21 protein-coding genes are annotated in these 23,030 nt (G+C 71.0%); 20 read left to right on the forward strand and 1 reads right to left on the reverse strand.

Going from position 1 to position 23,030, the window contains the following annotated elements:
* Window positions 1–98 precede the first annotated feature (98 nt).
* The 14 genes from rpsD to nusB all read left to right on the forward strand — a co-directional run bounded on the left by rpsD (window position 99) and on the right by nusB (window position 13,995).
* The gene (gene rpsD, locus IE239_RS09440) at window positions 99–713 is read left to right on the forward strand and encodes a 30S ribosomal protein S4 (protein ID WP_069771900.1); all 615 of its coding nucleotides are present in this window, start codon (window positions 99–101) and stop codon (window positions 711–713) included.
* 199 nt (window positions 714–912) lie between these two features.
* Complete coding sequence (locus IE239_RS09445; protein ID WP_190148826.1) at window positions 913–1,353, forward strand: DUF948 domain-containing protein; 441 nt, start codon at window positions 913–915, stop codon at window positions 1,351–1,353.
* A 9-nt stretch (window positions 1,354–1,362) separates the two neighbouring features.
* Window positions 1,363–1,734 carry a hypothetical protein gene (locus IE239_RS09450; RefSeq protein ID WP_190148827.1) on the forward strand — a complete coding sequence of 124 codons (372 nt, stop codon included), beginning with the start codon at window positions 1,363–1,365 and terminating at the stop codon, window positions 1,732–1,734.
* Window positions 1,734–4,406, forward strand: coding sequence for an alanine--tRNA ligase (alaS, locus tag IE239_RS09455; protein WP_190148828.1), 2,673 nt, complete (start codon window positions 1,734–1,736; stop codon window positions 4,404–4,406). The genes IE239_RS09450 and alaS overlap by 1 nt, the downstream gene beginning before the upstream one ends.
* Before the next feature lie 8 nt (window positions 4,407–4,414).
* Window positions 4,415–4,879: a Holliday junction resolvase RuvX gene (ruvX, locus tag IE239_RS09460; protein ID WP_190148866.1), complete on the forward strand. Its 465-nt coding sequence runs from the start codon at window positions 4,415–4,417 to the stop codon at window positions 4,877–4,879.
* A 123-nt stretch (window positions 4,880–5,002) separates the two neighbouring features.
* Window positions 5,003–6,790, forward strand: coding sequence for an endolytic transglycosylase MltG (gene mltG / locus IE239_RS09465; protein WP_190148829.1), 1,788 nt, complete (start codon window positions 5,003–5,005; stop codon window positions 6,788–6,790).
* Window positions 6,771–7,628, forward strand: a complete 858-nt coding sequence (locus IE239_RS09470) for a shikimate dehydrogenase (RefSeq protein ID WP_190148830.1) — start codon at window positions 6,771–6,773, stop codon at window positions 7,626–7,628. Before mltG ends, IE239_RS09470 begins: the two co-directional genes overlap by 20 nt.
* Before the next feature lie 172 nt (window positions 7,629–7,800).
* Window positions 7,801–8,985, forward strand: a complete 1,185-nt coding sequence (aroC, locus tag IE239_RS09475) for a chorismate synthase (RefSeq protein WP_190148831.1) — start codon at window positions 7,801–7,803, stop codon at window positions 8,983–8,985.
* Window positions 8,982–9,497, forward strand: a complete 516-nt coding sequence (locus IE239_RS09480) for a shikimate kinase (protein ID WP_190148832.1) — start codon at window positions 8,982–8,984, stop codon at window positions 9,495–9,497. Before aroC ends, IE239_RS09480 begins: the two co-directional genes overlap by 4 nt.
* Window positions 9,494–10,588, forward strand: coding sequence for a 3-dehydroquinate synthase (aroB, locus tag IE239_RS09485; protein WP_190148833.1), 1,095 nt, complete (start codon window positions 9,494–9,496; stop codon window positions 10,586–10,588). Before IE239_RS09480 ends, aroB begins: the two co-directional genes overlap by 4 nt.
* Before the next feature lie 228 nt (window positions 10,589–10,816).
* Window positions 10,817–11,692: a Pro-rich N-terminal domain-containing protein gene (locus IE239_RS09490; protein WP_190148834.1), complete on the forward strand. Its 876-nt coding sequence runs from the start codon at window positions 10,817–10,819 to the stop codon at window positions 11,690–11,692.
* A gap of 147 nt (window positions 11,693–11,839) precedes the next feature.
* On the forward strand, window positions 11,840–12,946 hold the full coding sequence (locus IE239_RS09495) for an aminopeptidase P family protein (protein ID WP_190148835.1): 1,107 nt from the start codon (window positions 11,840–11,842) through the stop codon (window positions 12,944–12,946).
* A gap of 51 nt (window positions 12,947–12,997) precedes the next feature.
* Window positions 12,998–13,564 (forward strand): elongation factor P, encoded by a 567-nt coding sequence (efp, locus tag IE239_RS09500; protein ID WP_020117452.1) that lies wholly within the window; start codon window positions 12,998–13,000, stop codon window positions 13,562–13,564.
* 2 nt (window positions 13,565–13,566) lie between these two features.
* A complete protein-coding gene (gene nusB, locus IE239_RS09505) occupies window positions 13,567–13,995 on the forward strand; it encodes a transcription antitermination factor NusB (RefSeq protein WP_069771911.1) in 429 nt (142 codons plus the stop codon).
* A gap of 215 nt (window positions 13,996–14,210) precedes the next feature.
* On the opposite strand, the gene bldD is transcribed toward nusB, so the two are convergent.
* A complete protein-coding gene (bldD, locus tag IE239_RS09510) occupies window positions 14,211–14,711 on the reverse strand; it encodes a transcriptional regulator BldD (protein ID WP_190148836.1) in 501 nt (166 codons plus the stop codon).
* 240 nt (window positions 14,712–14,951) lie between these two features.
* Here bldD and pyrR point away from each other — a divergent pair, with 240 nt between their 5' ends.
* From pyrR to carB, 6 genes are all read left to right on the forward strand, one after another.
* Window positions 14,952–15,566, forward strand: a complete 615-nt coding sequence (pyrR, locus tag IE239_RS09515; protein WP_229877960.1) for a bifunctional pyr operon transcriptional regulator/uracil phosphoribosyltransferase PyrR — start codon at window positions 14,952–14,954, stop codon at window positions 15,564–15,566.
* 97 nt (window positions 15,567–15,663) lie between these two features.
* On the forward strand, window positions 15,664–16,644 hold the full coding sequence (locus IE239_RS09520; protein ID WP_190148837.1) for an aspartate carbamoyltransferase catalytic subunit: 981 nt from the start codon (window positions 15,664–15,666) through the stop codon (window positions 16,642–16,644).
* 4 nt (window positions 16,645–16,648) lie between these two features.
* Window positions 16,649–17,935: a dihydroorotase gene (locus IE239_RS09525; protein ID WP_190148838.1), complete on the forward strand. Its 1,287-nt coding sequence runs from the start codon at window positions 16,649–16,651 to the stop codon at window positions 17,933–17,935.
* The gene (locus IE239_RS09530; RefSeq protein WP_190148839.1) at window positions 17,932–18,531 is read left to right on the forward strand and encodes a PH-like domain-containing protein; all 600 of its coding nucleotides are present in this window, start codon (window positions 17,932–17,934) and stop codon (window positions 18,529–18,531) included. The genes IE239_RS09525 and IE239_RS09530 overlap by 4 nt, the downstream gene beginning before the upstream one ends.
* Window positions 18,528–19,682, forward strand: coding sequence for a glutamine-hydrolyzing carbamoyl-phosphate synthase small subunit (gene carA, locus IE239_RS09535; RefSeq protein WP_190148840.1), 1,155 nt, complete (start codon window positions 18,528–18,530; stop codon window positions 19,680–19,682). Before IE239_RS09530 ends, carA begins: the two co-directional genes overlap by 4 nt.
* The gene (gene carB / locus IE239_RS09540) at window positions 19,675–22,989 is read left to right on the forward strand and encodes a carbamoyl-phosphate synthase large subunit (RefSeq protein WP_190148841.1); all 3,315 of its coding nucleotides are present in this window, start codon (window positions 19,675–19,677) and stop codon (window positions 22,987–22,989) included. The genes carA and carB overlap by 8 nt, the downstream gene beginning before the upstream one ends.
* Window positions 22,990–23,030: the final 41 nt, after the last annotated feature.

Here is a 23,030-nt window from a genome sequence, read left to right on the forward strand (position 1 = left end):
GCTGCCCGACAGGTCCCATGCGGACCCGACGGGTTTCCCCGGCTGCGGATTGCGACCTCCCTCCACCCTGACAAGCCGAAACCAGGAAATGAGAGACAGTGGCGAACCAGTCCCGCCCCAAGGTCAAGAAGTCGCGTGCCCTCGGCATCGCGCTCACCCCGAAGGCTGTCAAGTACTTCGAGGCCCGTCCCTACCCGCCGGGCGAGCACGGCCGTGGCCGCAAGCAGAACTCGGACTACAAGGTCCGTCTGCTCGAGAAGCAGCGTCTGCGCGCGCAGTACGACGTGTCCGAGCGCCAGCTCGTCCGCGCCTACGAGCGTGCCTCCAAGGTCCAGGGCAAGACCGGTGAGGCCCTGATCATCGAGCTCGAGCGCCGTCTCGACGCCCTGGTCCTGCGTTCGGGCATCGCCCGCACGATCTACCAGGCCCGCCAGATGGTCGTCCACGGCCACATCGAGGTCAACGGCCAGAAGGTCGACAAGCCTTCCTTCCGTGTCCGTCCCGACGACGTCGTGATGGTCCGCGAGCGCAGCCGCGGCAAGACGCTGTTCGAGGTGGCCCGCGCCGGTGGCTTCGCCCCCGACGGCGAGACCCCGCGCTACCTCCAGGTGAACCTCGGCGCCCTGGCGTTCCGCCTGGACCGTGAGCCGAACCGCAAGGAGATCCCGGTCATCTGCGACGAGCAGCTCGTCGTCGAGTACTACGCCCGCTGATCCCCTCCCGGATCGGTCTTCGCGGCCGTCGCAGGACTTCCGCGCCCCGGCCCGTCGTCCTCCTGCCCTTCGGGGCGGGCGGGGCGGCGGGCCTTCGCGCACCCCTAATCCGGTACGGACCGGCGGCGTCGGCGCGATAGGCTCGCCTCCAGAGAAGCTGCCAAGACAGCTGTCCGTCAGCACAGGGAGCGGGTGCGCAGTGTCCGGTGGAGAGGTGGCCGGCATCCTGGTGGCCGTGTTCTGGGCCATCCTGGTCTCCTTCCTCGCCGTCGCCCTGGCGAGGCTGGCCCAGACGCTCAGGGCGACGACCAGACTCGTCGCGGACGTGACCGAACAGGCCGTCCCGCTGCTCGCCGACGCCTCCGCGGCGGTGCGCTCGGCACAGACCCAGATCGACCGGGTCGACGCGATCGCCACCGACGTCCAGGAAGTCACGTCCAACGCCTCGGCGTTGTCCACCACGGTCGCCTCCACCTTCGGCGGCCCCCTGGTGAAGGTCGCCGCCTTCGGCTACGGCGTCCGGCGGGCCCTCGGCGGCCGCAAGGACGACATGCCCGCCGGGGACCTCCGGCGTACCGTGATCGTGGGCCGCACGGTCTCCCGGCGGGAGAAGCGCAAGCCCCGTGGAAAGAGGGACTGAGAGCCAGCGATGTTCCGCCGCACCTTCTGGTTCAGCACGGGCGTCGCCGCCGGTGTCTGGGCCACCACCAAGGTCAACCGCAAGCTGAGGCAGCTGACCCCCGAGAGCCTCGCCGCCGCCGCGGCGGACAAGGCGCTCGAGACGGGAGCACGACTCAAGGACCGCGCGGTCGGCTTCGTGCTCGACGTCCGCGACAACATGGCCCAGCGCGAGGCCGAACTGGGGGAGGCGCTCGGGATCCACGAGGACCCCGCGCTCCCCGCCCCCAGGCGGTACCCCGCCATCGAGAACCACCGCAGCCCTTCCAGGCGCTCCGGGCACATCGAGAGCTCGACGTACCCGCAGCAGAAGAACCCGTACAACCGGAATGAGGACCACTGATGGAGTCGGCCGAGATTCGCCGCCGCTGGCTGAGCTTCTACGAGGAGCGCGGGCACACCGTCGTCCCTTCGGCGTCGCTCATCGCGGACGACCCGACGCTGCTCCTCGTCCCCGCCGGCATGGTCCCCTTCAAGCCGTACTTCCTCGGCGAGGTCAAGCCGCCGTGGGCGCGCGCCACCAGCGTGCAGAAGTGCGTGCGCACGCCCGACATCGAAGAGGTCGGCAAGACCACCCGCCACGGCACGTTCTTCCAGATGTGCGGCAACTTCTCCTTCGGCGACTACTTCAAGGAAGGCGCCGTCAAGTACGCCTGGGAGCTGCTCACCACGCCCCAGGACAAGGGCGGTTACGGCCTGGACCCGGAGAGGCTCTGGATCACCGTCTACAAGGACGACGACGAGGCCGAGCGTATCTGGCACGAGGTCGTCGGCGTGCCCAGGGAGCGCATCCAGCGCCTCGGCATGAAGGACAACTACTGGTCCATGGGGGTCCCCGGACCCTGCGGACCGTGTTCCGAGATCAACTACGACCGCGGCCCCGAGTTCGGAGTCGAGGGCGGCCCGGCCGTCAACGACGAGCGGTACGTGGAGATCTGGAACCTCGTCTTCATGCAGTACGAGCGCGGCGAGGGCATCGGCAAGGACAACTTCGAGATCCTGGGCGAGCTGCCGAGCAAGAACATCGACACCGGCCTCGGCCTGGAGCGCCTCGCCATGATTCTGCAGGGCGTGCAGAACATGTACGAGATCGACACCTCCATGGCCGTCATCAAGAAGGCCACCGAGCTGACCGGCGTCGAGTACGGCCAGGCCCACGACTCGGACGTCTCCCTGCGCGTGGTCACCGACCACATGCGCACGTCCGTGATGCTCATCGGCGACGGCGTCACCCCCGGCAACGAGGGCCGCGGTTACGTGTTGCGCCGCATCATGCGCCGCGCCATCCGCAACATGCGCCTCCTCGGCGCCACCGGCCCGGTCGTCAAGGACCTCATCGACACCGTCATCGAGATGATGGGCCAGCAGTACCCGGAGCTCGTCACCGACCGGCAGCGCATCGAGACGGTGGCCCTCGCCGAGGAGGCCGCCTTCCTCAAGACGCTGAAGGCCGGCACGAACATCCTCGACACGGCCATCAGCGAGACGAAGCAGTCCGGCGGCGCGGTCCTCGCCGGCGACAAGGCCTTCCTGCTCCACGACACCTGGGGCTTCCCGATCGACCTCACCCTGGAGATGGCCGCCGAACAGGGCCTCGCCGTGGACGAGGACGGCTTCCGCCGCCTGATGAAGGAGCAGCGGGACAAGGCGAAGGCCGACGCCCAGGCCAAGAAGACCGGACACGCCGGGGTGGGCGCCTACCGCGAGATCGCCGACCAGGCCGGGGCGACCGACTTCATCGGCTACTCCGACACCGAGAGCGAGTCGACGATCGTCGGCATCCTCGTCGACGGCGCCTCCTCGCCCGCCGCCACCGAGGGCGACGAGGTCGAGATCGTCCTTGACCGCACCCCGTTCTACGCCGAGGGCGGCGGCCAGATCGGCGACACCGGCCGGATCCGGGTGGACACCGGCGCGATCGTCGAGATCCGCGACACCCAGAAGCCGGTTCCCGGCGTGTACGTCCACAAGGGCGTCGTGCAGGTCGGCGAGGTCACGGTCGGCGCCAAGGCCCACGCCTCGATCGACCGGCGTCGCCGCACGGCCATCGCCCGCGCCCACTCCGCCACTCACCTCACCCACCAGGCGCTGCGCGACGCCCTCGGTCCGACGGCCGCCCAGGCCGGTTCCGAGAACCAGCCCGGCCGCTTCCGCTTCGACTTCGGCTCCCCCGCCGCCGTTCCGACGGCTGTGATGACCGACGTCGAGCAGAAGATCAACGAGGTGCTCGCCCGTGAACTCGACGTCCAGGCCGAGGTCATGGGCATCGACGAGGCCAAGAAGCAGGGCGCCATCGCCGAGTTCGGCGAGAAGTACGGCGAGCGCGTCCGCGTCGTCACCATCGGCGACTTCTCCAAGGAGCTGTGCGGCGGCACGCACGTGCACAACACCGCTCAGCTCGGACTGGTCAAGCTGCTCGGCGAGTCGTCCATCGGTTCCGGCGTGCGCCGCATCGAGGCCCTCGTCGGCGTCGACGCCTACCACTTCCTCGCCCGTGAGCACACGGTCGTCGCCCAGCTCCAGGAGCTGATCAAGGGACGTCCCGAGGAGCTCCCGGAGAAGGTCTCCGCCATGCTCGGCAAGCTGAAGGACGCCGAGAAGGAGATCGACAAGTTCCGCGCCGAGAAGGTTCTGCAGGCCGCCGCCGGTCTCGTGGACTCCGCCAAGGACGTCCACGGCGTCGCCGTCGTCACCGGCCGGGTCCCGGACGGCACCACGCCGGACGACCTGCGCAGGCTCGTCCTCGACGTGCGGGGCCGCATCCAGGGCGGCCGGGCCGCCGTGGTCGCCCTCTTCACGGTGAACAACGGCAAGCCGCTGACGGTCATCGCCACCAACGAGGCCGCCCGCGAGCGGGGCCTCAAGGCCGGCGAACTGGTCCGCACGGCCGCCAGGACGCTCGGCGGCGGCGGTGGCGGCAAGCCGGACGTCGCCCAGGGCGGCGGCCAGAACGCGGCCGCCGTCGGCGAGGCCGTGGACGCCGTCGAGCGGCTCGTGGCGGAAACGGCCAAGTGAGCGAGCCGATGCGCAAGGGCCGCCGACTCGCGATCGACGTCGGGGACGCCCGGATCGGAGTCGCCTCGTGCGACCCCGACGGGATCCTCGCCACCCCGGTCGAGACGGTCCCCGGCCGGGACGTGCCGGCGGCTCACCGCCGGCTGGCACAGCTGGTCGCGGAGTACGAGCCCATCGAGGTCGTCGTCGGTCTCCCTCGCTCCCTCAAGGGGGGCGAGGGCCCGGCCGCGGTGAAGGTGCGCGGATTCGCGCAGGAACTGGCGAACACAATCGCGCCCGTATCCGTACGTCTGGTCGACGAGAGGATGACGACTGTGACGGCCAGTCAGGGACTGCGCGCCTCGGGCGTGAAGGCGAAGAAGGGCCGCTCGGTGATCGACCAGGCAGCCGCTGTGATCATCCTGCAGCAGGCGCTGGAATCCGAACGAGTGTCAGGCAAAGCACCGGGCGAGGGCGTCGAAGTGGTCATCTGATCGCGATACGGTAACGTTCCGCGCGATGTGGTGGTGTTCGAACAGCCGCCGCACAGAGAGAGGCGGAACGGTGACGGGCCCGCGAAGGCCGACTTCTCGCCGCCTCGCGGCTCTAGGGGATCGATGACTGAGTATGGCCGGGGCCAAGGCTCCGAACCGTGGCATCCGGAGGACCCGTTGTACGGGGACGGCGGATGGGAAGGGCAGCAGGCCCACACGGGTCATCAGCCTGCCTACGGTGGCCAGCAGCAGCACCCCTACCCGCAGCAGCACCCGCAGCAGCAGCATCCGCAGCAGTCGGAGTACGGCGACTGGGGCCAGGGCCAGGGGCAGCAGTACGACCGACAGCACTACGGCGGTCAGCAGTACGACCCTCAGTACCAGGGGTACGACCAGCAGCAGTACGCCGAACAGGGCGGGCAGCAGTACGCCCACCAGAGCCAGCAGCAGGGCTACCACGAGGGATACCAGGAGGGCGGCTGGGACGGGACGGGCACCCACGCCCACGTCCCCTACGCGGCCGACCCCGGCGACCCCTACGGTCAGCAGGCCGCCGCCTACGGCGCGGAACAGCCCGACTTCTACGGCACCCCTGACGCGTATCCGCCGCCGGAGCCGCCCGCCCGGCGGCGCGCCGAACCCGAAGCGGAACCGGAGCCCGAGCCGGCGCCGGAACCCGGCTCCGAGGACACCGACCGGGATCCGGGAGCCGACCAGGAGGAGCATGCCTTCTTCGCCGGCGGCGCCGATGACGACGAGGACGACGAGGAGCCGGATCGCGGGAGGCGCCGAAGCCGCGGAGGCAAAGGCGCGAAGGGCGCGAAGAACAAGAAGAGCCGCAACGGCTGCGCCTGCCTGATCGTCGTGCTGGTGTTCGCCGGTGGCATCGGCGGCGTCGGCTACGTCGGTTACCACTATTACAAGAATCGTTACAGCGCGGCTCCGGACTTCGCGGGCGGCGGCATCAGCCAGACCGTCAGCGTCCAGGTCCCCAAAGGCTCGGGCGGCGCGGACATCGGCCGTCTGCTGAAAGAGGCAGGCGTCGTCAAGAGCGTCGACGCCTTCGTGTCCGCGGCCACGAGCAATCCGGACGGCGGCAAGATCCAGGCGGGCGCGTACATCCTGAAGAAGCAGATGTCCGCGAAGAGCGCCGTCGAGATGATGCTCGATCCCAAGAGCCAGGCCAACGTGCTGGTGACGCCGGGGCAGCGCAACGTGGCGGTCTACAAGAACATCGACGAGAAACTCGGCCTCGCCCCGGGCGCCACCAGGAAGGTCGCGGAGAGCAAGTACGCGACGCTCGGGCTGCCCAAGTGGGCTAACGACAACGAGGAGATCAAGGACCCGCTGGAGGGCTTCCTCTTCCCGGGCACCTACGGCGCCGCCAAGGGCATGAAGCCGGAGACGGTCCTCAAGGCGATGGTCGACCACGCCAACGAGGTGTACGGCACCTACGACTTCGCGGCCAAGGCGAAGGCGCTCAAGCTGGACACTCCGCTCCAGGTGATCACGGTCGCCAGCCTGGTCCAGGCCGAGGGCAAGACGCACGACGACTACCGCAAGATGGCGGAGGTCGTCTACAACCGGCTCAAGCCGACGAACGACCAGACCAACCGGCTGCTCCAGTTCGACTCGACCTTCAACTACCTGAAGGGCGAGAGCAACATCCACATCAGCTCGTCCGAGATCAACCAGAACAAGGACCCGTACAACACCTACACCAACAAGGGCCTGCCGCCCGGTCCGATCGGCAATCCCGGTGAGGACGCGCTGAAGGCCACGTTGAGCCCGACCTCCGACGGCTGGATCTACTTCGTGGCCACCGACGGCAAGAGCAACACCGAATTCGCCAAGACCTACGCCGAGTTCCAGCGACTCAAGGACAAGTTCGATGCCAGCTCGGGCAAGTGACGCCCGTCGTGCCGCGGTGCTCGGCAGCCCCATCGCCCACTCCCTCTCCCCGGCGCTGCACCGCGCCGCGTACGAGGCGCTGGAGCTCACCGGCTGGACGTACGACCGCTTCGACGTCGGCGAGGAGGCCCTGCCCGCCTTCCTCGACGGACTGGGCGCCGAGTGGACCGGTCTGTCGCTGACCATGCCGCTGAAGCGCGCGGTCATCCCGCTGCTCGACGAGATCAGCGAGACCGCGGCCTCCGTCGAGGCGGTCAACACCCTCGTGTTCGCCGAGGACGGCCGTCGGCTCGGCGACAACACCGACATCCCCGGCATGGTCGCCGCCCTGCGTGAGCGCGGGATCGACCAGGTCGACTCGGCCGCGATCCTCGGCGCGGGCGCCACCGCGTCCTCCGCCCTGGCCGCGCTCACCCGGGTCTGCACCGGCCGGATCGTCGCCTACGTGCGCACCGAGGCCCGCGCCGCCGAGATGCGCGAGTGGGGCGAGCGCCTCGACGTCGAGGTCCTCATCGCCGACTGGTCGGACGCCGCCGACGCGCTGAGCTTCCCGCTGGTCGTCGCGACCACCCCGGCCGGGGCCACGGACGCCCTGGCCGCTTCGGTGCCGGAACGCCCCGCCACCCTCTTCGACGTGCTCTACGACCCCTGGCCGACCGAGCTGGCGGCCCGCTGGTCGATGGGCGGGGGCGCCGTCGTCAGCGGCCTCGACCTGCTCGTGCACCAGGCGGTGCTCCAGGTGGAACAGATGACCGGCCGAGCCCCGGCCCCGGTGGAGGCCATGCGCAGGGCGGGCGAGCGGGCCCTCGCCTCCCGCCGGACTCCGGGCCACGCCTGACCGCCGGGGCCCTCTCCCGTCCGCTTGCTGGACCGGCGACCGGCTTCGGCGCCGGGACGTGGGAGGATCGGCAGTAGGCGGGCCAGGGCCGCGCACCCGGTCACGCCGACGACGTACGCGAAGGACGCGCGTGCGCAGGGCAGTACCAGGGCGCGAGCACTGAGGAGCATCGTTGAGCAGGCTGCGTTGGCTGACCGCGGGGGAATCCCACGGTCCCGCACTTGTGGCGACGCTGGAGGGCCTTCCCGCCGGCGTGCCGATCACCACCGAGATGGTCGCCGACCACCTCGCGCGGCGGCGGCTCGGCTATGGGCGCGGTGCGCGGATGAAGTTCGAGCGCGACGAGGTCACCTTCCTCGGCGGCGTCCGGCACGGTCTGACCATGGGTTCTCCGGTCGCCGTCATGGTGGGCAACACCGAGTGGCCCAAGTGGGAACAGGTCATGGCGGCCGACCCGGTCGACCCGGAGATCCTCGCGGGCCTCGCCCGCAACGCCCCGCTCACCCGCCCCCGCCCCGGCCACGCCGACCTCGCCGGGATGCAGAAGTACGGCTTCGACGAGGCCCGGCCGATCCTGGAACGCGCCTCCGCGCGGGAGACCGCCGCCCGGGTCGCGCTCGGCGCGGTCGCCCGGTCGTACCTCAAGGAGACGGCCGGCATCGAGATCGTCTCCCACGTCGTGGAGCTGGCCGCCGCCAAGGCGCCCTACGGCGTCCTGCCGACCCCCGCCGACGTCGAGAAGCTGGACGCCGACCCGGTCCGCTGCCTGGACGCGGACGCGTCGAAGGCGATGGTCGCGGAGATCGACCAGGCCCACAAGGACGGCGACACCCTCGGCGGCGTCGTCGAGGTGCTGGCCTACGGCGTCCCGGTCGGTCTCGGCTCGCACGTGCACTGGGACCGCCGGCTGGACGCCCGGCTCGCCGCCGCGCTGATGGGCATCCAGGCCATCAAGGGCGTCGAGGTCGGCGACGGCTTCGACCTCGCGCGCGTGCCGGGCTCGAAGGCGCACGACGAGATCCTCGCCACCGGCGACGGGATCAAGCGCGCCTCCGGCCGTTCCGGCGGCACCGAGGGCGGACTGACCACCGGCGAGCTGCTGCGCGTGCGCGCGGCGATGAAGCCGATCGCGACCGTGCCGCGGGCCCTGCAGACGGTCGACGTCGCCACGGGCGAAGCGACCCAGGCGCACCACCAGCGCTCCGACGTGTGCGCGGTCCCGGCCGCCGGCATCGTCGCCGAGGCCATGGTCGCGCTGGTGCTGGCCGACGCGGTGGCGGAGAAGTTCGGCGGCGACAGCGTCGTCGAGACCCGCCGCAACGTGCGGTCCTACCTCGACAACCTGCGCATCCGATGAGTGGGCCACGCGTCGTCCTGGTCGGCCCCATGGGCGTGGGCAAGTCCACCGTCGGGCAGCTCCTCGCCGAGCGGCTCGGCGTCGCCTACCGGGACACCGACGACGACATCGTCGCCGAGGCGGGCCGCAGCATCGCGGAGATCTTCGTCGACGACGGCGAGGACGCCTTCCGCACGCTGGAGAAGCGAGCCGTGCGGCGCGCCCTCGCCGAGCACGACGGCGTCCTGGCGCTCGGCGGCGGATCGATCCTCGACCCGGACACCCGCGGTCTGCTGGCCGGACAGTGCGTGCTCTACCTGGCCATGGACGTCGAGGAGGCGGTCAGGCGCACCGGCCTGAACGCGGCACGCCCGCTGCTCGCCGTCAACCCGCGCAAGCAGTGGCGCGAGCTGATGGAGGCCCGTCGCCATCTGTACGAGGGCGTCGCCACCGCGGTCGTGGCCACGGACGGCCGCACCCCCGAAGAGGTCAGCCAAGCAGCCCTGGACGCACTGGAGTTGAAGGAAGCATGAGCAGCGAGTCCGTGACGCGGATCCGGATCGGCGGCAGCGCGGGGACGGACCCCTACGAGGTGCTGGTCGGCCGCCGGCTGCTGGGTGAGCTCGGTGGGCTGATCGGCGACCGGGTGAAGCGCGTCGCCGTGATCCACCCCGAGGCGCTCGCCGAGACCGGGGACGCGCTGCGCGCCGACCTGGCCGGGCAGGGCTTCGAGGCCGTGGCCATCCAGGTGCCCAACGCGGAGGAGGCCAAGACCGCCGAGGTCGCCGCGTACTGCTGGAAGGCGCTCGGCCAGTCCGGGTTCACCCGCACGGACGTCGTCGTGGGCGTCGGCGGCGGCTCGACCACCGACCTGGCCGGGTTCGTCGCCGCGACCTGGCTGCGCGGCGTGCGCTGGATCGCCGTCCCGACGACCGTCCTCGCCATGGTCGACGCGGCCGTCGGCGGCAAGACCGGCATCAACACCGCCGAGGGCAAGAACCTCGTCGGCTCCTTCCACCCGCCGGCCGGGGTGCTGTGCGACCTGGCCGCGCTGGACTCCCTCCCGGTCAACGACTACGTCTCGGGCCTTGCCGAGATCATCAAGGCCGGCTTCATCGCCGACCCGGCGATCCTGGACCTGATCGAGTCCGACCCGCAGGCCGCCCGCACCCCGCAGGGCCCGCACACCGCCGAACTCGTCGAGCGCTCCATCAGGGTCAAGGCGGACGTCGTGTCGTCCGACCTCAAGGAGTCCGGCCTGCGGGAGATCCTCAACTACGGCCACACCCTCGCGCACGCCATCGAGAAGAACGAGCGCTACAAGTGGCGGCACGGCGCGGCCGTCTCCGTCGGCATGCACTTCGCCGCCGAACTGGGCCGCCTCGCGGGCCGGCTGGACGACGCCACGGCCGACCGCCACCGCACGGTCCTGGAGTCGGTGGGCCTCCCGCTGCACTACCGCCACGACCAGTGGCCCAAGCTGCTGGAGAACATGAAGGTCGACAAGAAGTCCCGCGGCGACCTGCTGCGCTTCATCGTCCTGGACGGACTGGCCAGGCCGACCGTCCTCGAGGGGCCCGACCCGGCCGTCCTGCTCGCCGCGTACGGCGAGGTGGGCGAGTAGGACGGCCGGGCGGCCGGGCGGCCGGGTAAGTCCGCCCGGCCCCCTTCTGCCCGATTCGCCGTCCCCGCCGGGCACTTCGGACCGCCCCCGGCCGTTCACCGAACGACAGCCGGGGGCGATACCGTTCGCACGGGGGCACCTTCCACGCCCTTTAGGCTGTGGTGAGAACCGGGGGTCCGCGCCCCCACAGCCAGCGCCCATCGCCTGTACGAGACGGAGTGGCACCGGATGCAGCACGCAGTGGGTTCTCCGCTGCCGCCGCCCCACCAGCCGGGGCACGGTCCGGCCGCCGGCTGGTCGCCGGCCGCGCAACACCCGGGCCCGCACCAGCCGGGCAGCGCCCCGCACCAGCCGGGTCACCTCGGCGCCCCCGCGGGTCCCGTCCCGCCCGCGCCCCGGCCTCCGGTCCCGCCCGCGCCGCCGCCCGCCCCGCCGCATGCCGCGGTCCCGCAGAGCGCCGATACCACCGGGCACGTCCCGCTGCCGCCCGGCGCGCCGGTACCCATGCCCAGCGCGCCGCCCGCTCCGACGGTCCCCGACCCGGCGGCCACGACGCTCGCGGTGCTGCTGATCGGCCCGGCGGGCGCCGGGAAGACCAGCGTCGCCAAGTTCTGGGCCGACCACCGCAGAGTGCCCACCGCCCATGTCAGCCTCGACGACGTGCGCGAGTGGGTCCGCTCGGGCTTCGCCGACCCGCAGTCGGGGTGGAACGACCACTCCGAGGCCCAGTACCGGCTGGCCCGCCGCACCTGCGGGTTCGCCGCCCGCAACTTCCTGGCCAACGGCATCTCGTGCATCCTGGACGACGCGATCTTCCCGGACCGTCCGGCCGTGGGCCTGGGCGGCTGGAAGCGCCATGTGGGCCCGGGGCTGCTGCCCGTCGTCCTGCTGCCAGGCCTGGAGGCCGTACTGGAGCGCAACGCCGAGCGCTCCGGCAACCGCCGCCTCACCGACGAGGAGGTCGCCCGCATCCACGGCCGCATGGCCGGCTGGTACGGCTCCGGCCTGCCCATCATCGACAACTCCCAGCTGGACGTCCCGACGACGGCCAGGGTCCTGGACGACGTGCTGGCCCGGGCGATCGCCAGCCCGCCCAAGTGGTAGCCGACGGGACCGGGGCCCGTCCCGGACACGGGTGACGGCCCGACAGGCCCCCGTCTGCCGGGGGCGGCGCACCGCCGCTCCCGGGGTCCCGTCCCCCGAACGCCTTCCCAACCGGCGCGATCCGGTCGGCGCTCCTACGCTCGTGTCATGTCAGAGGTGCACGAGTCCCGCCGAAACCGCCTACGGGAACGTTGCCACGCGGCCGGCAGCGCGGCAGCGCTGATCTCCCGTCCCGCCAACGTGAGGTATCTCGCGGGCGCCGCCCCGAACGGCGCCGTTCTGCTGCTGGGCGGACGAGAGGATCTCCTGGTCTGCCCCGGGCCGCTCGACGAGCGGCCGAGCGAAGGCCGCCCGGACGACGCGCTGCGCGTCCACTCCCTGTCCCACGCCGGAGGCGATCCCGCGGTCGCCGCCGCCGACCTCCTGGTGGCCCGGGGCGGCGACTGCCTCGCGGTCGAGGAGCATCACCTCACGGTGTCCCGGCACCGTGGGATCCGCTCCGTCGCGCCCCGGCTGCGCCTGGCCGACCTGGGCGGTGCGGTGGAGCAGGCGAGAGTGGTCAAGGACGAGGAGGAGATCTCCTGCCTGCGGATCGGCGCCGAGATCGCCGACCAGGCCCTGGGGGAGCTGCTGGAGTCCATCCTGGTCGGGCGTACGGAACGCCATCTCGCCCTCGAGCTGGAGCGACGCCTGGTCGACCACGGCGCCGACGGCCCCGCCTTCCCCACGTCCGTCGGCACCGGCCCGAACTCCGGCCGCCGCGGGCACCGGCCCACCGACCGCCGGGTCGAGGAGGGCGATTTCCTCTCGGTCTGTCTGGGCGCGGCCTACCGCGGCTACCGCTGCGAGATCGGCCGCACCTTCGTGATCGGCACGTCTCCGGCCGACTGGCAGATCGAGCTGTACGACCTCGTCTTCGCCGCTCAGCGCGCCGGGCGCGAGGCTCTGGCGCCCGGTGTGGCCTGCCGTGACGTGGACCGCGCCGCACGCCAGGTGCTGGGTTCCGCGGGCCACTGCGAGGGCCTCCCGGCGCTCGTCGGACACGGTGTCGGACTCGAAATCGAAGAGGAGCCGCAGTTGACTCCCGCGGCCATGGGTAAACTGGACGCTTGCGTGCCGGTCACCGTCGAACCCGGGGTCCACCTCCCGGGTCGGGGCGGCGTCCGGATCGATGACACGCTCGTCGTGCGCCCCGAGGCGGACGGCGGACCCGAGCTACTCACCATCACGACCAAGGAGCTGCTCGCCCTCTAGGCAGGTGCGTGCCCCGGGGTCGTCCACGTCAGTCCAGGAGATTCCGCAACCGTGGCTTCCACGAACGACCTCAAGAACGGCCTGGTGCTCAAGCTCGAAGGCGGCCAGCTCTGGTCCGTCGTCGAGTTCCAGCACGTCAAGCCCGGCAAGGGCCCGGCCTTCGTGCGCACCAAGCTGAAGAACGTGCTGTCCGGCAAGGTGGTCGACAAGACCTTCAACGCCGGCGTCAAGGTCGAGACGGCCACTGTCGACAAGCGCGACATGCAGTTCTCGTACATGGACGGCGAGTACTTCGTCTTCATGGACATGGAGACCTACGACCAGCTCATGGTCGACCGCAAGGCCGTCGGCGACGCCGCCAACTTCCTGATCGAGGGCTTCACGGCCACCGTCGCGCAGCACGAGGGCGAGGTGCTCTTCGTCGAGCTGCCCGCGGCCGTCGAGCTCGTGGTGCAGGAGACCGAGCCGGGCCTGCAGGGCGACCGCTCCACCGGCGGCACCAAGCCCGCCACCCTGGAGACCGGTCACCAGATCCAGGTCCCGCTCTTCATCACCACCGGTGAGAAGATCAAGGTCGACACCCGCACCAGCGACTACCTCGGCCGGGTGAACAGCTAACCGTGGCTGCCCGCAACACGGCCCGCAAGCGTGCCTTCCAGATCCTCTTCGAGGGCGACCAGCGCGGAGCCGACGTCCTGACGGTCCTCGCGGACTGGGTCCGGCTCTCCCGGGCCGACACCCGGCAGCCGCCGGTGAGCGAGTACACGATGCAGCTGGTCGAGGGCTACGCGGAGCACGCGCGGCGCATCGACGACCTGCTCTCGCAGTACTCGGTCGGCTGGACGCTGGACCGGATGCCGGTCGTCGACCGCAACATCCTGCGCCTCGGCGCCTATGAGCTGATCTGGGCCGACGAGACGCCGGACGCCGTCGTGCTCGACGAGATGGTGCAGCTGGCGAAGGAGTTCTCGACGGACGAGTCGCCCTCGTTCGTCAACGGCCTGCTCGGCCGCCTCAAGGAGCTCAAGCCGTCCCTGCGGCGCGAATAGCCCCGCGAGGCGAGCCGGGGCGTCGCAGGCCGCCACAGGCGGCCTGCGGGCCGTCCGCGGCCCGCAGTGCCCCGCGGGGGCGTGTACATGGCGGAGGGCCCACAGCGCACGCTGTGGGCCCTCCGCCATGTACACGCCCCCGTACAAGTGGCCGGCGCCGGTACCGCTGGGTTCCGGCCACTCGGAGGGTACGTTTCTGCTCAGCCGCGAAGCGGCTAGTTCTCCTCGTGGGAGACCGCGCGACGCGCGTCCGGGTCCAGGACGCCCCAGCTGATCAGCTGCTCGGTCAGGACCGAGGGCGACTGGTCGTAGATGACGGCGAGGGTGCGCAGGTCGTCCTGGCGGATCGACAGCACCTTGCCGTTGTAGTCACCGCGCTGCGACTGGATCGTGGCCGCGTAGCGCTGCAGCGGGCCCGCCTTCTCGACCGGCACGTGAGCCAGTCGCTCCAGGTCGAGGACCAGCTTCGGCGGCGGCTCTGCGGCCCCGCCCGGAGTGGTTCCGGGCAGCAGTTCCTGCACGGGAACGCCGTAGAAGTCCGCCAGTTCGGCGAGGCGCTGCACGGTCACGGCGCGGTCGCCGCGCTCGTACGAACCGACCACGACCGCCTTCCAGCGTCCCTGGGACTTCTCCTCGACACCGTGGAGGGAAAGGCCCTGCTGGGTGCGGATCGCGCGGAGCTTGGCCCCGAGCTGTTTGGCGTATTCGCTGGACATATAGCTCCCCGGCACTGGGTCGACGCGGCACGAGCCGCGTGCTGGTAACTCACTGTGAGGTTACGCAGCGTGATTCTTCTGCGTCAAGCCGAATGGTCCACACCGACTCTTCCGTGGTAGTGACGGCCGACTAGGCCAAGGGGGTGATAGGGCCGCAGTCCCGGCCTGCTACCGTGGATGGCGCAAATCCGACGTCCTTTAAGGTCCGTCCCGTGAGGCGGAGAAGGAGGTCCGTTTCGTATGGACAAGCAGGACATTGAGCAGGACACCGCGCAGGACATCACGCAGGGCGGCGAGCAGGACCTCCGGCAGGCCGAGGCGCGGCCCGTCCTCGAAGGCCCCGACATCGCGCGCGTGCTGACCCGCATCGCCCACGAGATCGTCGAACGCGCCAAGGGCGCCGACGACGTGGTCCTCCTCGGCATCCCGACGCGCGGCGTGTTCCTCGCCCGGCGGCTCGGCGCCAAGCTGGAGCAGATCACCGACCGCAAGATCCCCGTCGGCTCCCTCGACATCACCATGTACCGCGACGACCTGCGCATGCACCCGCCGCGCGCGCTGGCCCGCACCGAGATCCCCGGTGACGGCCTGGACGGCAGGCTGGTCGTCCTCGTCGACGACGTGCTGTTCTCCGGGCGCACCATCCGCGCCGCCCTCGACGCCCTGAACGACCTCGGGCGCCCGCGCGCGGTGCAGCTGGCGGTCCTCGTCGACCGCGGCCACCGCGAACTGCCCATCCGCGCCGACTACGTCGGCAAGAACCTCCCCACGTCGCTGCGGGAGACGGTCAAGGTCCAGCTCGCCGAGGAGGACGGTCGCGACACCGTGCTGCTCGGCGTGAAGCAGACCCAGTAGCAGACGGATCGCGTACGCCGCCGGCGTGCGCCCCTTCGGCACGCCTCCGCCTGCCCGGAATCTCCCCGAACCTGAACTGCCTTACGGAGCCTGACAGATGCAGCGTCATCTCATCTCGGCCGCCGACCTCACCCGCGACGACGCCGTCCTGATCCTCGACACCGCCGAGGAGATGGCCCGGGTGGCCGACCGGCCCATCAAGAAACTGCCGACCCTGCGCGGCCGCACGATCGTCAACCTCTTCTTCGAGGACTCCACCCGCACCCGCATCTCCTTCGAGGCCGCCGAGAAGCGGCTGTCCGCGGACGTCATCAACTTCTCCGCCAAAGGGTCGAGCGTGTCCAAGGGCGAGTCCCTGAAGGACACCGCCCAGACGCTGGAGGCCATGGGCGTCGACGCGGTCGTCATCCGGCACGGGGCCTCCGGCGCCCCCTACCGGCTGGCCACCTCCGGCTGGATCGACGCGGCCGTGGTCAACGCCGGCGACGGCACCCACCAGCACCCCACCCAGGCCCTCCTGGACGCCTTCACCATGCGCCGCCGGCTCGTCGGCCGGGACGCGGGGATCGGCCAGGACCTCTCCGGCAAGCGCATCACGATCGTCGGCGACGTCCTGCACAGCCGGGTCGCCCGCTCCAACGTCGACCTGCTGCACACCCTCGGCGCCGAGGTCACCCTGGTCGCCCCGCCCACGCTGGTGCCGGTCGGCATCGAGGCCTGGCCCTGCGCGGTCTCCTACGACCTGGACAGCACGCTGCCCAAGTCCGACGCGGTGATGATGCTGCGCGTGCAGCGGGAGCGGATGAACGCCGCGTTCTTCCCGACCGAGCGCGAGTACTCGCGCCGCTACGGCCTCGACGGCGACCGTATGGCGCGGATGCCCGAGCACGCCATCGTGATGCACCCCGGCCCGATGGTGCGCGGCATGGAGATCACCGCGGAGGTCGCCGACTCCGAGCGCTGCACCGTCGTCGAACAGGTCGCCAACGGCGTGTCCATCCGGATGGCCGTCCTCTACCTGCTCCTGGGCGGCAACGAACCCGCCGTCAGCCACGCCCGCACCACCGAGGAGAAGTAAGAACATGAGCAAGATCCTGATCCGTGGTGCGAAGGTGCTCGGCGGCGAGCCGCAGGACGTCCTGATCGACGGTTCCACGATCGCCGAGGTGGGCACGGGACTGAGCGCCGAGGGCGCCGAGGTGGTCGAGGCGGCCGGGAAGGTCCTGCTGCCGGGCCTGGTCGACCTGCACACCCATCTGCGCGAGCCGGGCCGCGAGGACTCCGAGACCGTGCTGACCGGCACCCGCGCCGCCGCCTCCGGCGGTTACACGGCCGTCTTCGCCATGGCCAACACCTTCCCCGTGGCCGACACCGCCGGCGTGGTCGAGCAGGTCTACCGCCTCGGGCGGGAGCACGGCTACTGCGACGTGCAGCCCATCGGCGCGGTCACCGTCGGCCTGGAGGGCCGGAAGCTCGCCGAGCTCGGCGCCATGCACGAGTCGGCCGCCGGCGTCACCGTCTTCTCCGACGACGGCAAGTGCGTCGACGACGCTGTGATCATGCGCCGGGCCCTGGAGTACGTGAAGGCCTTCGGCGGGGTCGTCGCCCAGCACGCGCAGGAACCGCGGCTGACCGAGGGCGCCCAGATGAACGAGGGCGTCGTCTCCGCCGAGCTGGGGCTCGGGGGATGGCCCGCGGTGGCCGAGGAGTCGATCATCGCCCGGGACGTCCTGCTCGCCGAGCACGTCGGCTCCCGCGTCCACATCTGCCACCTCTCCACCGCCGGCTCGGTCGAGATCGTGCGCTGGGCCAAGTCCCGCGGCATCGACGTCACCGCCGAGGTCACCCCGCACCACCTGCTGCTGACCGACGAGCTGGTCCGGTCGTACAACCCGGTCTACAAGGTGAACCCGCCGCTGCGCACCGAGCGGGACGTGCTCGCCCTGCGCGAGGCGCTCGCCGACGGCACCATCGACATCGTGGCCACCGACCACGCCCCGCACCCGCACGAGGACAAGGACTGCGAGTGGGCCGCGGCCGCCATGGGCATGGTCGGCCTGGAGACCGCGCTGTCGGTGGTCCAGGAGACCATGGTGGAGACGGGCCTGCTGGACTGGGCCGGGGTCGCGAGCCGGATGTCCTTCAAGCCCGCCCTCATCGGGCAGGCCGAGGGCCACGGTCGTCCCGTCTCGGCTGGTGAGCCCGCCAACCTCACGCTGGTCGACACGGAATACCGTGGGTCCGTGGACCCCGCGGGCTTCGCCTCGCGCAGCCACAACACCCCGTACGAGGGGCGTGAGCTGCCGGGCCGTGTCACGCACACCTGGCTGCGGGGCAGGGCCACGCTCGTCGACGGGAAGCTCACGTGACATCTGCAGCACTACTGCTCGCGGCCGAGAAGGAATCGGCGCAAGTGACCGACTGGGCCGCCCGGATCGGCTGGGTGGTCGGCCTCGGCCTGTTCGTCGCGCTCGTGTACTGGCTGATGCGCGAGGGCTGGAAGTGGCGCGGCACGCTCCAGGGCGACCTGCCCGCGCTTCCCGCCGCGCCTTCCGAGCCGGGCGAGGCGAGACCGACGGTGTTGACGGTGTTGTCGACGAGTGGCCGCTACCACGGCTCCACCACCGCGGGGCAGTGGCTCGACCGCATCGTGGCGCACGGCCTGGGCACCCGCAGCCGGGTCGAGCTCACCCTCACGGACGCGGGACTGGACGTCGTCCGCCCCGGCGCGAGCGACTTCTTCGTCCCGGCCGCCGCACTGCGCGGGGCCCGGCTCGACAAGGGCATCGCCGGCAAGGTCCTCACCGAGGGCGGACTGCTGGTGGTGACCTGGGCGCACGGCGACCGGCTGCTCGACTCCGGCTTCCGCTCGGACCACGCGGCCGAGCACGGCCAGTGGGTCGACGCCATCAACTCCATGATCGACAAGACGGAAAACCCGACGGAAACGGAAGGCGCACGATGACGACCTCCACCAGGGGAATCGCTTTGGGGAAAAAGGCGCTTCCCGCCGTACTCGTCCTGGAGGACGGCCGGACCTTCCGGGGCCGTGCCTACGGGGCCGTGGGGGAGACCTTCGGCGAAGCGGTGTTCTCCACCGGCATGACCGGCTACCAGGAGACCCTCACCGACCCTTCGTACGACCGCCAGATCGTCGTGGCGACCGCGCCGCAGATCGGCAACACGGGCTGGAACGACGAGGACGACGAGTCGGGCCGCATCTGGGTCTCCGGCTACGTCGTGCGCGACCCCGCGCGCGTGCCGTCCAACTGGCGGGCCAAGCGCTCCCTGGACGACGAGCTGGTCGCCCAGGGCGTCGTCGGGATCTCCGGCATCGACACCCGCGCCCTCACCCGCCACCTGCGCGAGCGCGGCTCGATGCGCGCCGGCGTCTTCTCCGGCGAGGCGATCGCCCCCGACGGCGAGCTCCTCGCGCGCGTGCAGGCCCAGCCGCACATGAAGGGCGCGAGCCTCTACGAGGAGGTCGCCACCAAGGAGGCCTACGTCGTCCCGGCGGTGGGCGAGAAGAGGTTCACCGTCGCCGCCGTCGACCTCGGCATCAAGGGCATGACCCCGCACCGCATGGCCCAGCGCGGCATCGAGGTGCACGTGCTGCCCGCGACGGCCTCGGCCGAGGAGGTGTACGCCGTGAACCCCGACGGCGTGTTCTTCTCCAACGGGCCGGGCGACCCGGCCACCGCCGACGGCCCCGTCGCGCTGATGACCGAGGTGCTGGAGCGCAGGACGCCCCTGTTCGGCATCTGCTTCGGCAACCAGATCCTCGGCCGCGCCCTCGGGTTCGGCACCTACAAGCTGAAGTACGGCCACCGGGGCATCAACCAGCCGGTCCAGGACCGCACGACCGGCAAGGTCGAGGTCACCGCGCACAACCACGGCTTCGCCGTGGACGCGCCGCTCGACAGGGTCAGCGAGACGAGGTTCGGCCGCGCCGAGGTCTCCCACGTCTGCCTGAACGACGACGTCGTGGAGGGGCTTCAGCTGCTCGACCAGCCGGCCTTCTCCGTCCAGTACCACCCCGAAGCGGCAGCGGGCCCGCACGACGCCGCCTACCTGTTCGACCGCTTCGTATCTCTGATGGAGGGCCAGCGTGCCTAAGCGCACCGATATCCAGTCCGTCCTGGTCATCGGCTCCGGCCCGATCGTCATCGGTCAGGCCGCCGAGTTCGACTACTCCGGCACCCAGGCGTGCCGCATCCTGCGCGCCGAGGGCCTGCGGGTCGTCCTGGTCAACTCCAACCCGGCGACGATCATGACCGACCCGGAGATCGCCGACGCCACCTACGTCGAGCCGATCACCCCCGAGTTCGTCGAGAAGATCATCGCCAAGGAGCGGCCCGACGCGCTGCTGCCCACCCTGGGCGGCCAGACGGCCCTCAACACGGCGATCTCGCTCGCCGAGAACGGCGTCCTGGACAAGTACGGCGTCGAACTGATCGGCGCCAACGTCGAGGCCATCAACAAGGGCGAGGACCGCGACCTGTTCAAGGGCGTCGTGGAAGCCGTCCGCGCCAAGATCGGGCACGGCGAGTCGGCCCGCTCGGTCATCTGCCACACCATGGACGAGGTGATCGCCGGGGTCGACGAGCTCGGCGGCTACCCCGTCGTCGTGCGCCCCTCCTTCACCATGGGCGGCGCCGGTTCCGGCTTCGCCCACGACGAGGAGGAGCTGCGCCGTATCGCGGGCCAGGGCCTCACCCTCTCGCCGACCACCGAGGTGCTCCTGGAGGAGTCCATCCTCGGCTGGAAGGAGTACGAGCTCGAGCTGATGCGCGACAAGCACGACAACGTCGTGGTGGTCTGCTCCATCGAGAACTTCGACCCCATGGGCGTGCACACCGGCGACTCGATCACCGTCGCCCCGGCCATGACGCTGACCGACCGCGAGTACCAGGTGCTGCGCGACGTCGGCATCGCGATCATCCGCGAGGTCGGCGTCGACACCGGCGGCTGCAACATCCAGTTCGCGGTGAACCCCGAGGACGGCCGGGTCATCGTCATCGAGATGAACCCGCGCGTGTCGCGCTCGTCGGCGCTCGCCTCCAAGGCGACCGGCTTCCCGATCGCCAAGATCGCGGCCAAGCTCGCCGTCGGCTACACGCTGGACGAGATCCCCAACGACATCACCCGGGAGACCCCGGCCTCCTTCGAGCCCACGCTCGACTACGTGGTCGTCAAGGCCCCGCGCTTCGCGTTCGAGAAGTTCCCGAGCGCCGACTCCACGCTCACGACGACGATGAAGTCGGTGGGCGAGGCCATGGCGATCGGCCGCAACTTCACCGAGGCCTTCCAGAAGGCGCTGCGTTCGCTGGAGAAGAAGGGCAGCCAGTTCACCTTCGTCGGCGAGCCCGGCGACAAGGACGAGCTGCTGCGCGAGGCCGTCCGGCCCACCGACGGCCGCATCAACACCGTCATGCAGGCCATCCGCGCGGGCGCCACGCCCGAGGAGGTCTTCGAGTTCACCAAGATCGACCCCTGGTTCGTCGACCAGCTCTTCCTGATCAAGGAGACCGCCGACGAGCTGGCCGCCGCCGACCGCCTCGACGGCGCGCTGCTCGCCGAGGCCAAGCGGCACGGCTTCTCCGACGTGCAGATCGCCGAGATCCGCGGACTGCGCGAGGACGTGGTGCGTGAGGTCCGGCACGCGCTGGGCGTGCGGCCGGTCTACAAGACGGTCGACACCTGCGCCGCCGAGTTCGCCGCGAAGACGCCGTACTTCTACTCCTCCTACGACGAGGAGAACGAGGTCGCGCCCCGCGAGAAGGCGGCCGTCATCATCCTGGGCTCCGGTCCGAACCGCATCGGCCAGGGCATCGAGTTCGACTACTCCTGCGTCCACGCCTCCTTCGCGCTGAGCGACGCGGGCTACGAGACCGTGATGGTCAACTGCAACCCCGAGACCGTCTCCACCGACTACGACACCTCCGACCGCCTGTACTTCGAGCCGCTGACGCTGGAAGACGTGCTGGAGGTCGTGTACGCGGAGGCGCAGGCCGGCCCGATCGCCGGCGTCGTCGTCCAGCTCGGCGGGCAGACCCCGCTGGGTCTGGCGCAGGCGCTGAAGGACAACGGCGTGCCGATCGTGGGCACCCCGCCCGAGGCCATCCACGCGGCCGAGGACCGGGGCGCCTTCGGGCGGGTGCTCGCCGAGGCCGGCCTCCCGGCCCCGAAGCACGGCACCGCCACCACCTTCAGCGAGGCCAAGGCCATCGCGGACGAGATCGGCTACCCGGTCCTCGTCCGGCCGTCCTACGTCCTGGGCGGCCGCGGCATGGAGATCGTCTACGACGAGACCCGGCTGTCCTCCTACATCGCCGAGTCGACCGAGATCAGCCCCACCCGGCCGGTCCTGGTCGACCGTTTCCTCGACGACGCCATCGAGATCGACGTCGACGCGCTGTACGACGGCGAGGAGCTGTACCTCGGCGGCGTGATGGAGCACATCGAGGAGGCCGGCATCCACTCCGGCGACTCGGCCTGCGCCCTGCCCCCGATCACCCTGGGCGGCTTCGACATCAAGCGTCTGCGGGCCTCCACCGAGGCGATCGCCAAGGGCGTCGGCGTGCGCGGCCTGATCAACATCCAGTTCGCGATGGCGGGCGACATCCTCTACGTGCTGGAGGCCAACCCGCGCGCGTCGCGCACCGTGCCCTTCACCTCCAAGGCGACCGCGGTGCCGCTGGCGAAGGCCGCCGCCCGGATCTCGCTGGGCGCGACCGTCGCCGAACTGCGTGCGGAGGGCCTGCTCCCGGCGACCGGCGACGGCGGCGAGCTGCCGCTGGACGCGCCGATCTCCGTCAAGGAGGCCGTGATGCCGTGGACCCGCTTCCGGGACACCTCCGGCCGCGGCGTCGACACCGTCCTCGGCCCGGAGATGCGCTCCACCGGCGAGGTCATGGGCATCGACTCCGTCTTCGGCACCGCGTACGCCAAGTCGCAGGCGGGCGCCTACGGCCCGCTGCCCACCAAGGGCCGCGCGTTCATCTCGGTCGCCAACCGGGACAAGCGCTCGATGATCTTCCCCGCGCGCGAGCTGGTCGCGCACGGCTTCGAGCTGCTCGCCACCTCCGGCACCGCCGAGGTCCTCAGGCGCAACGGCATCAACGCCACGGTGGTGCGCAAGCAGTCCGAGGGCACCGGGCCCAACGGTGAGAAGACCATCGTCCAGTGCATCCACGACGGGGAGGTCGACCTCATCGTCAACACCCCGTACGGCACCGGCGGCCGTCTCGACGGCTACGAGATCCGCACGGCGGCCGTGGCCCGGTCCGTGCCGTGCCTGACGACGGTCCAGGCGCTCGCCGCCGCCGTCCAGGGCATCGACGCGCTCAACCACGGCGACGTGGGCGTGCGCTCGCTCCAGGAACACGCCGAACACCTGACCGCGGCCCGCGACCGCGACTAGCAGCCCTGAGGGGGACACCGGGAAACGGTGTCCCCCTCTTC

The organism is Streptomyces humidus (assembly GCF_014649655.1).
In the GTDB taxonomy this organism is placed as follows: Bacteria; Actinomycetota; Actinomycetes; order Streptomycetales; family Streptomycetaceae; genus Streptomyces; species Streptomyces humidus.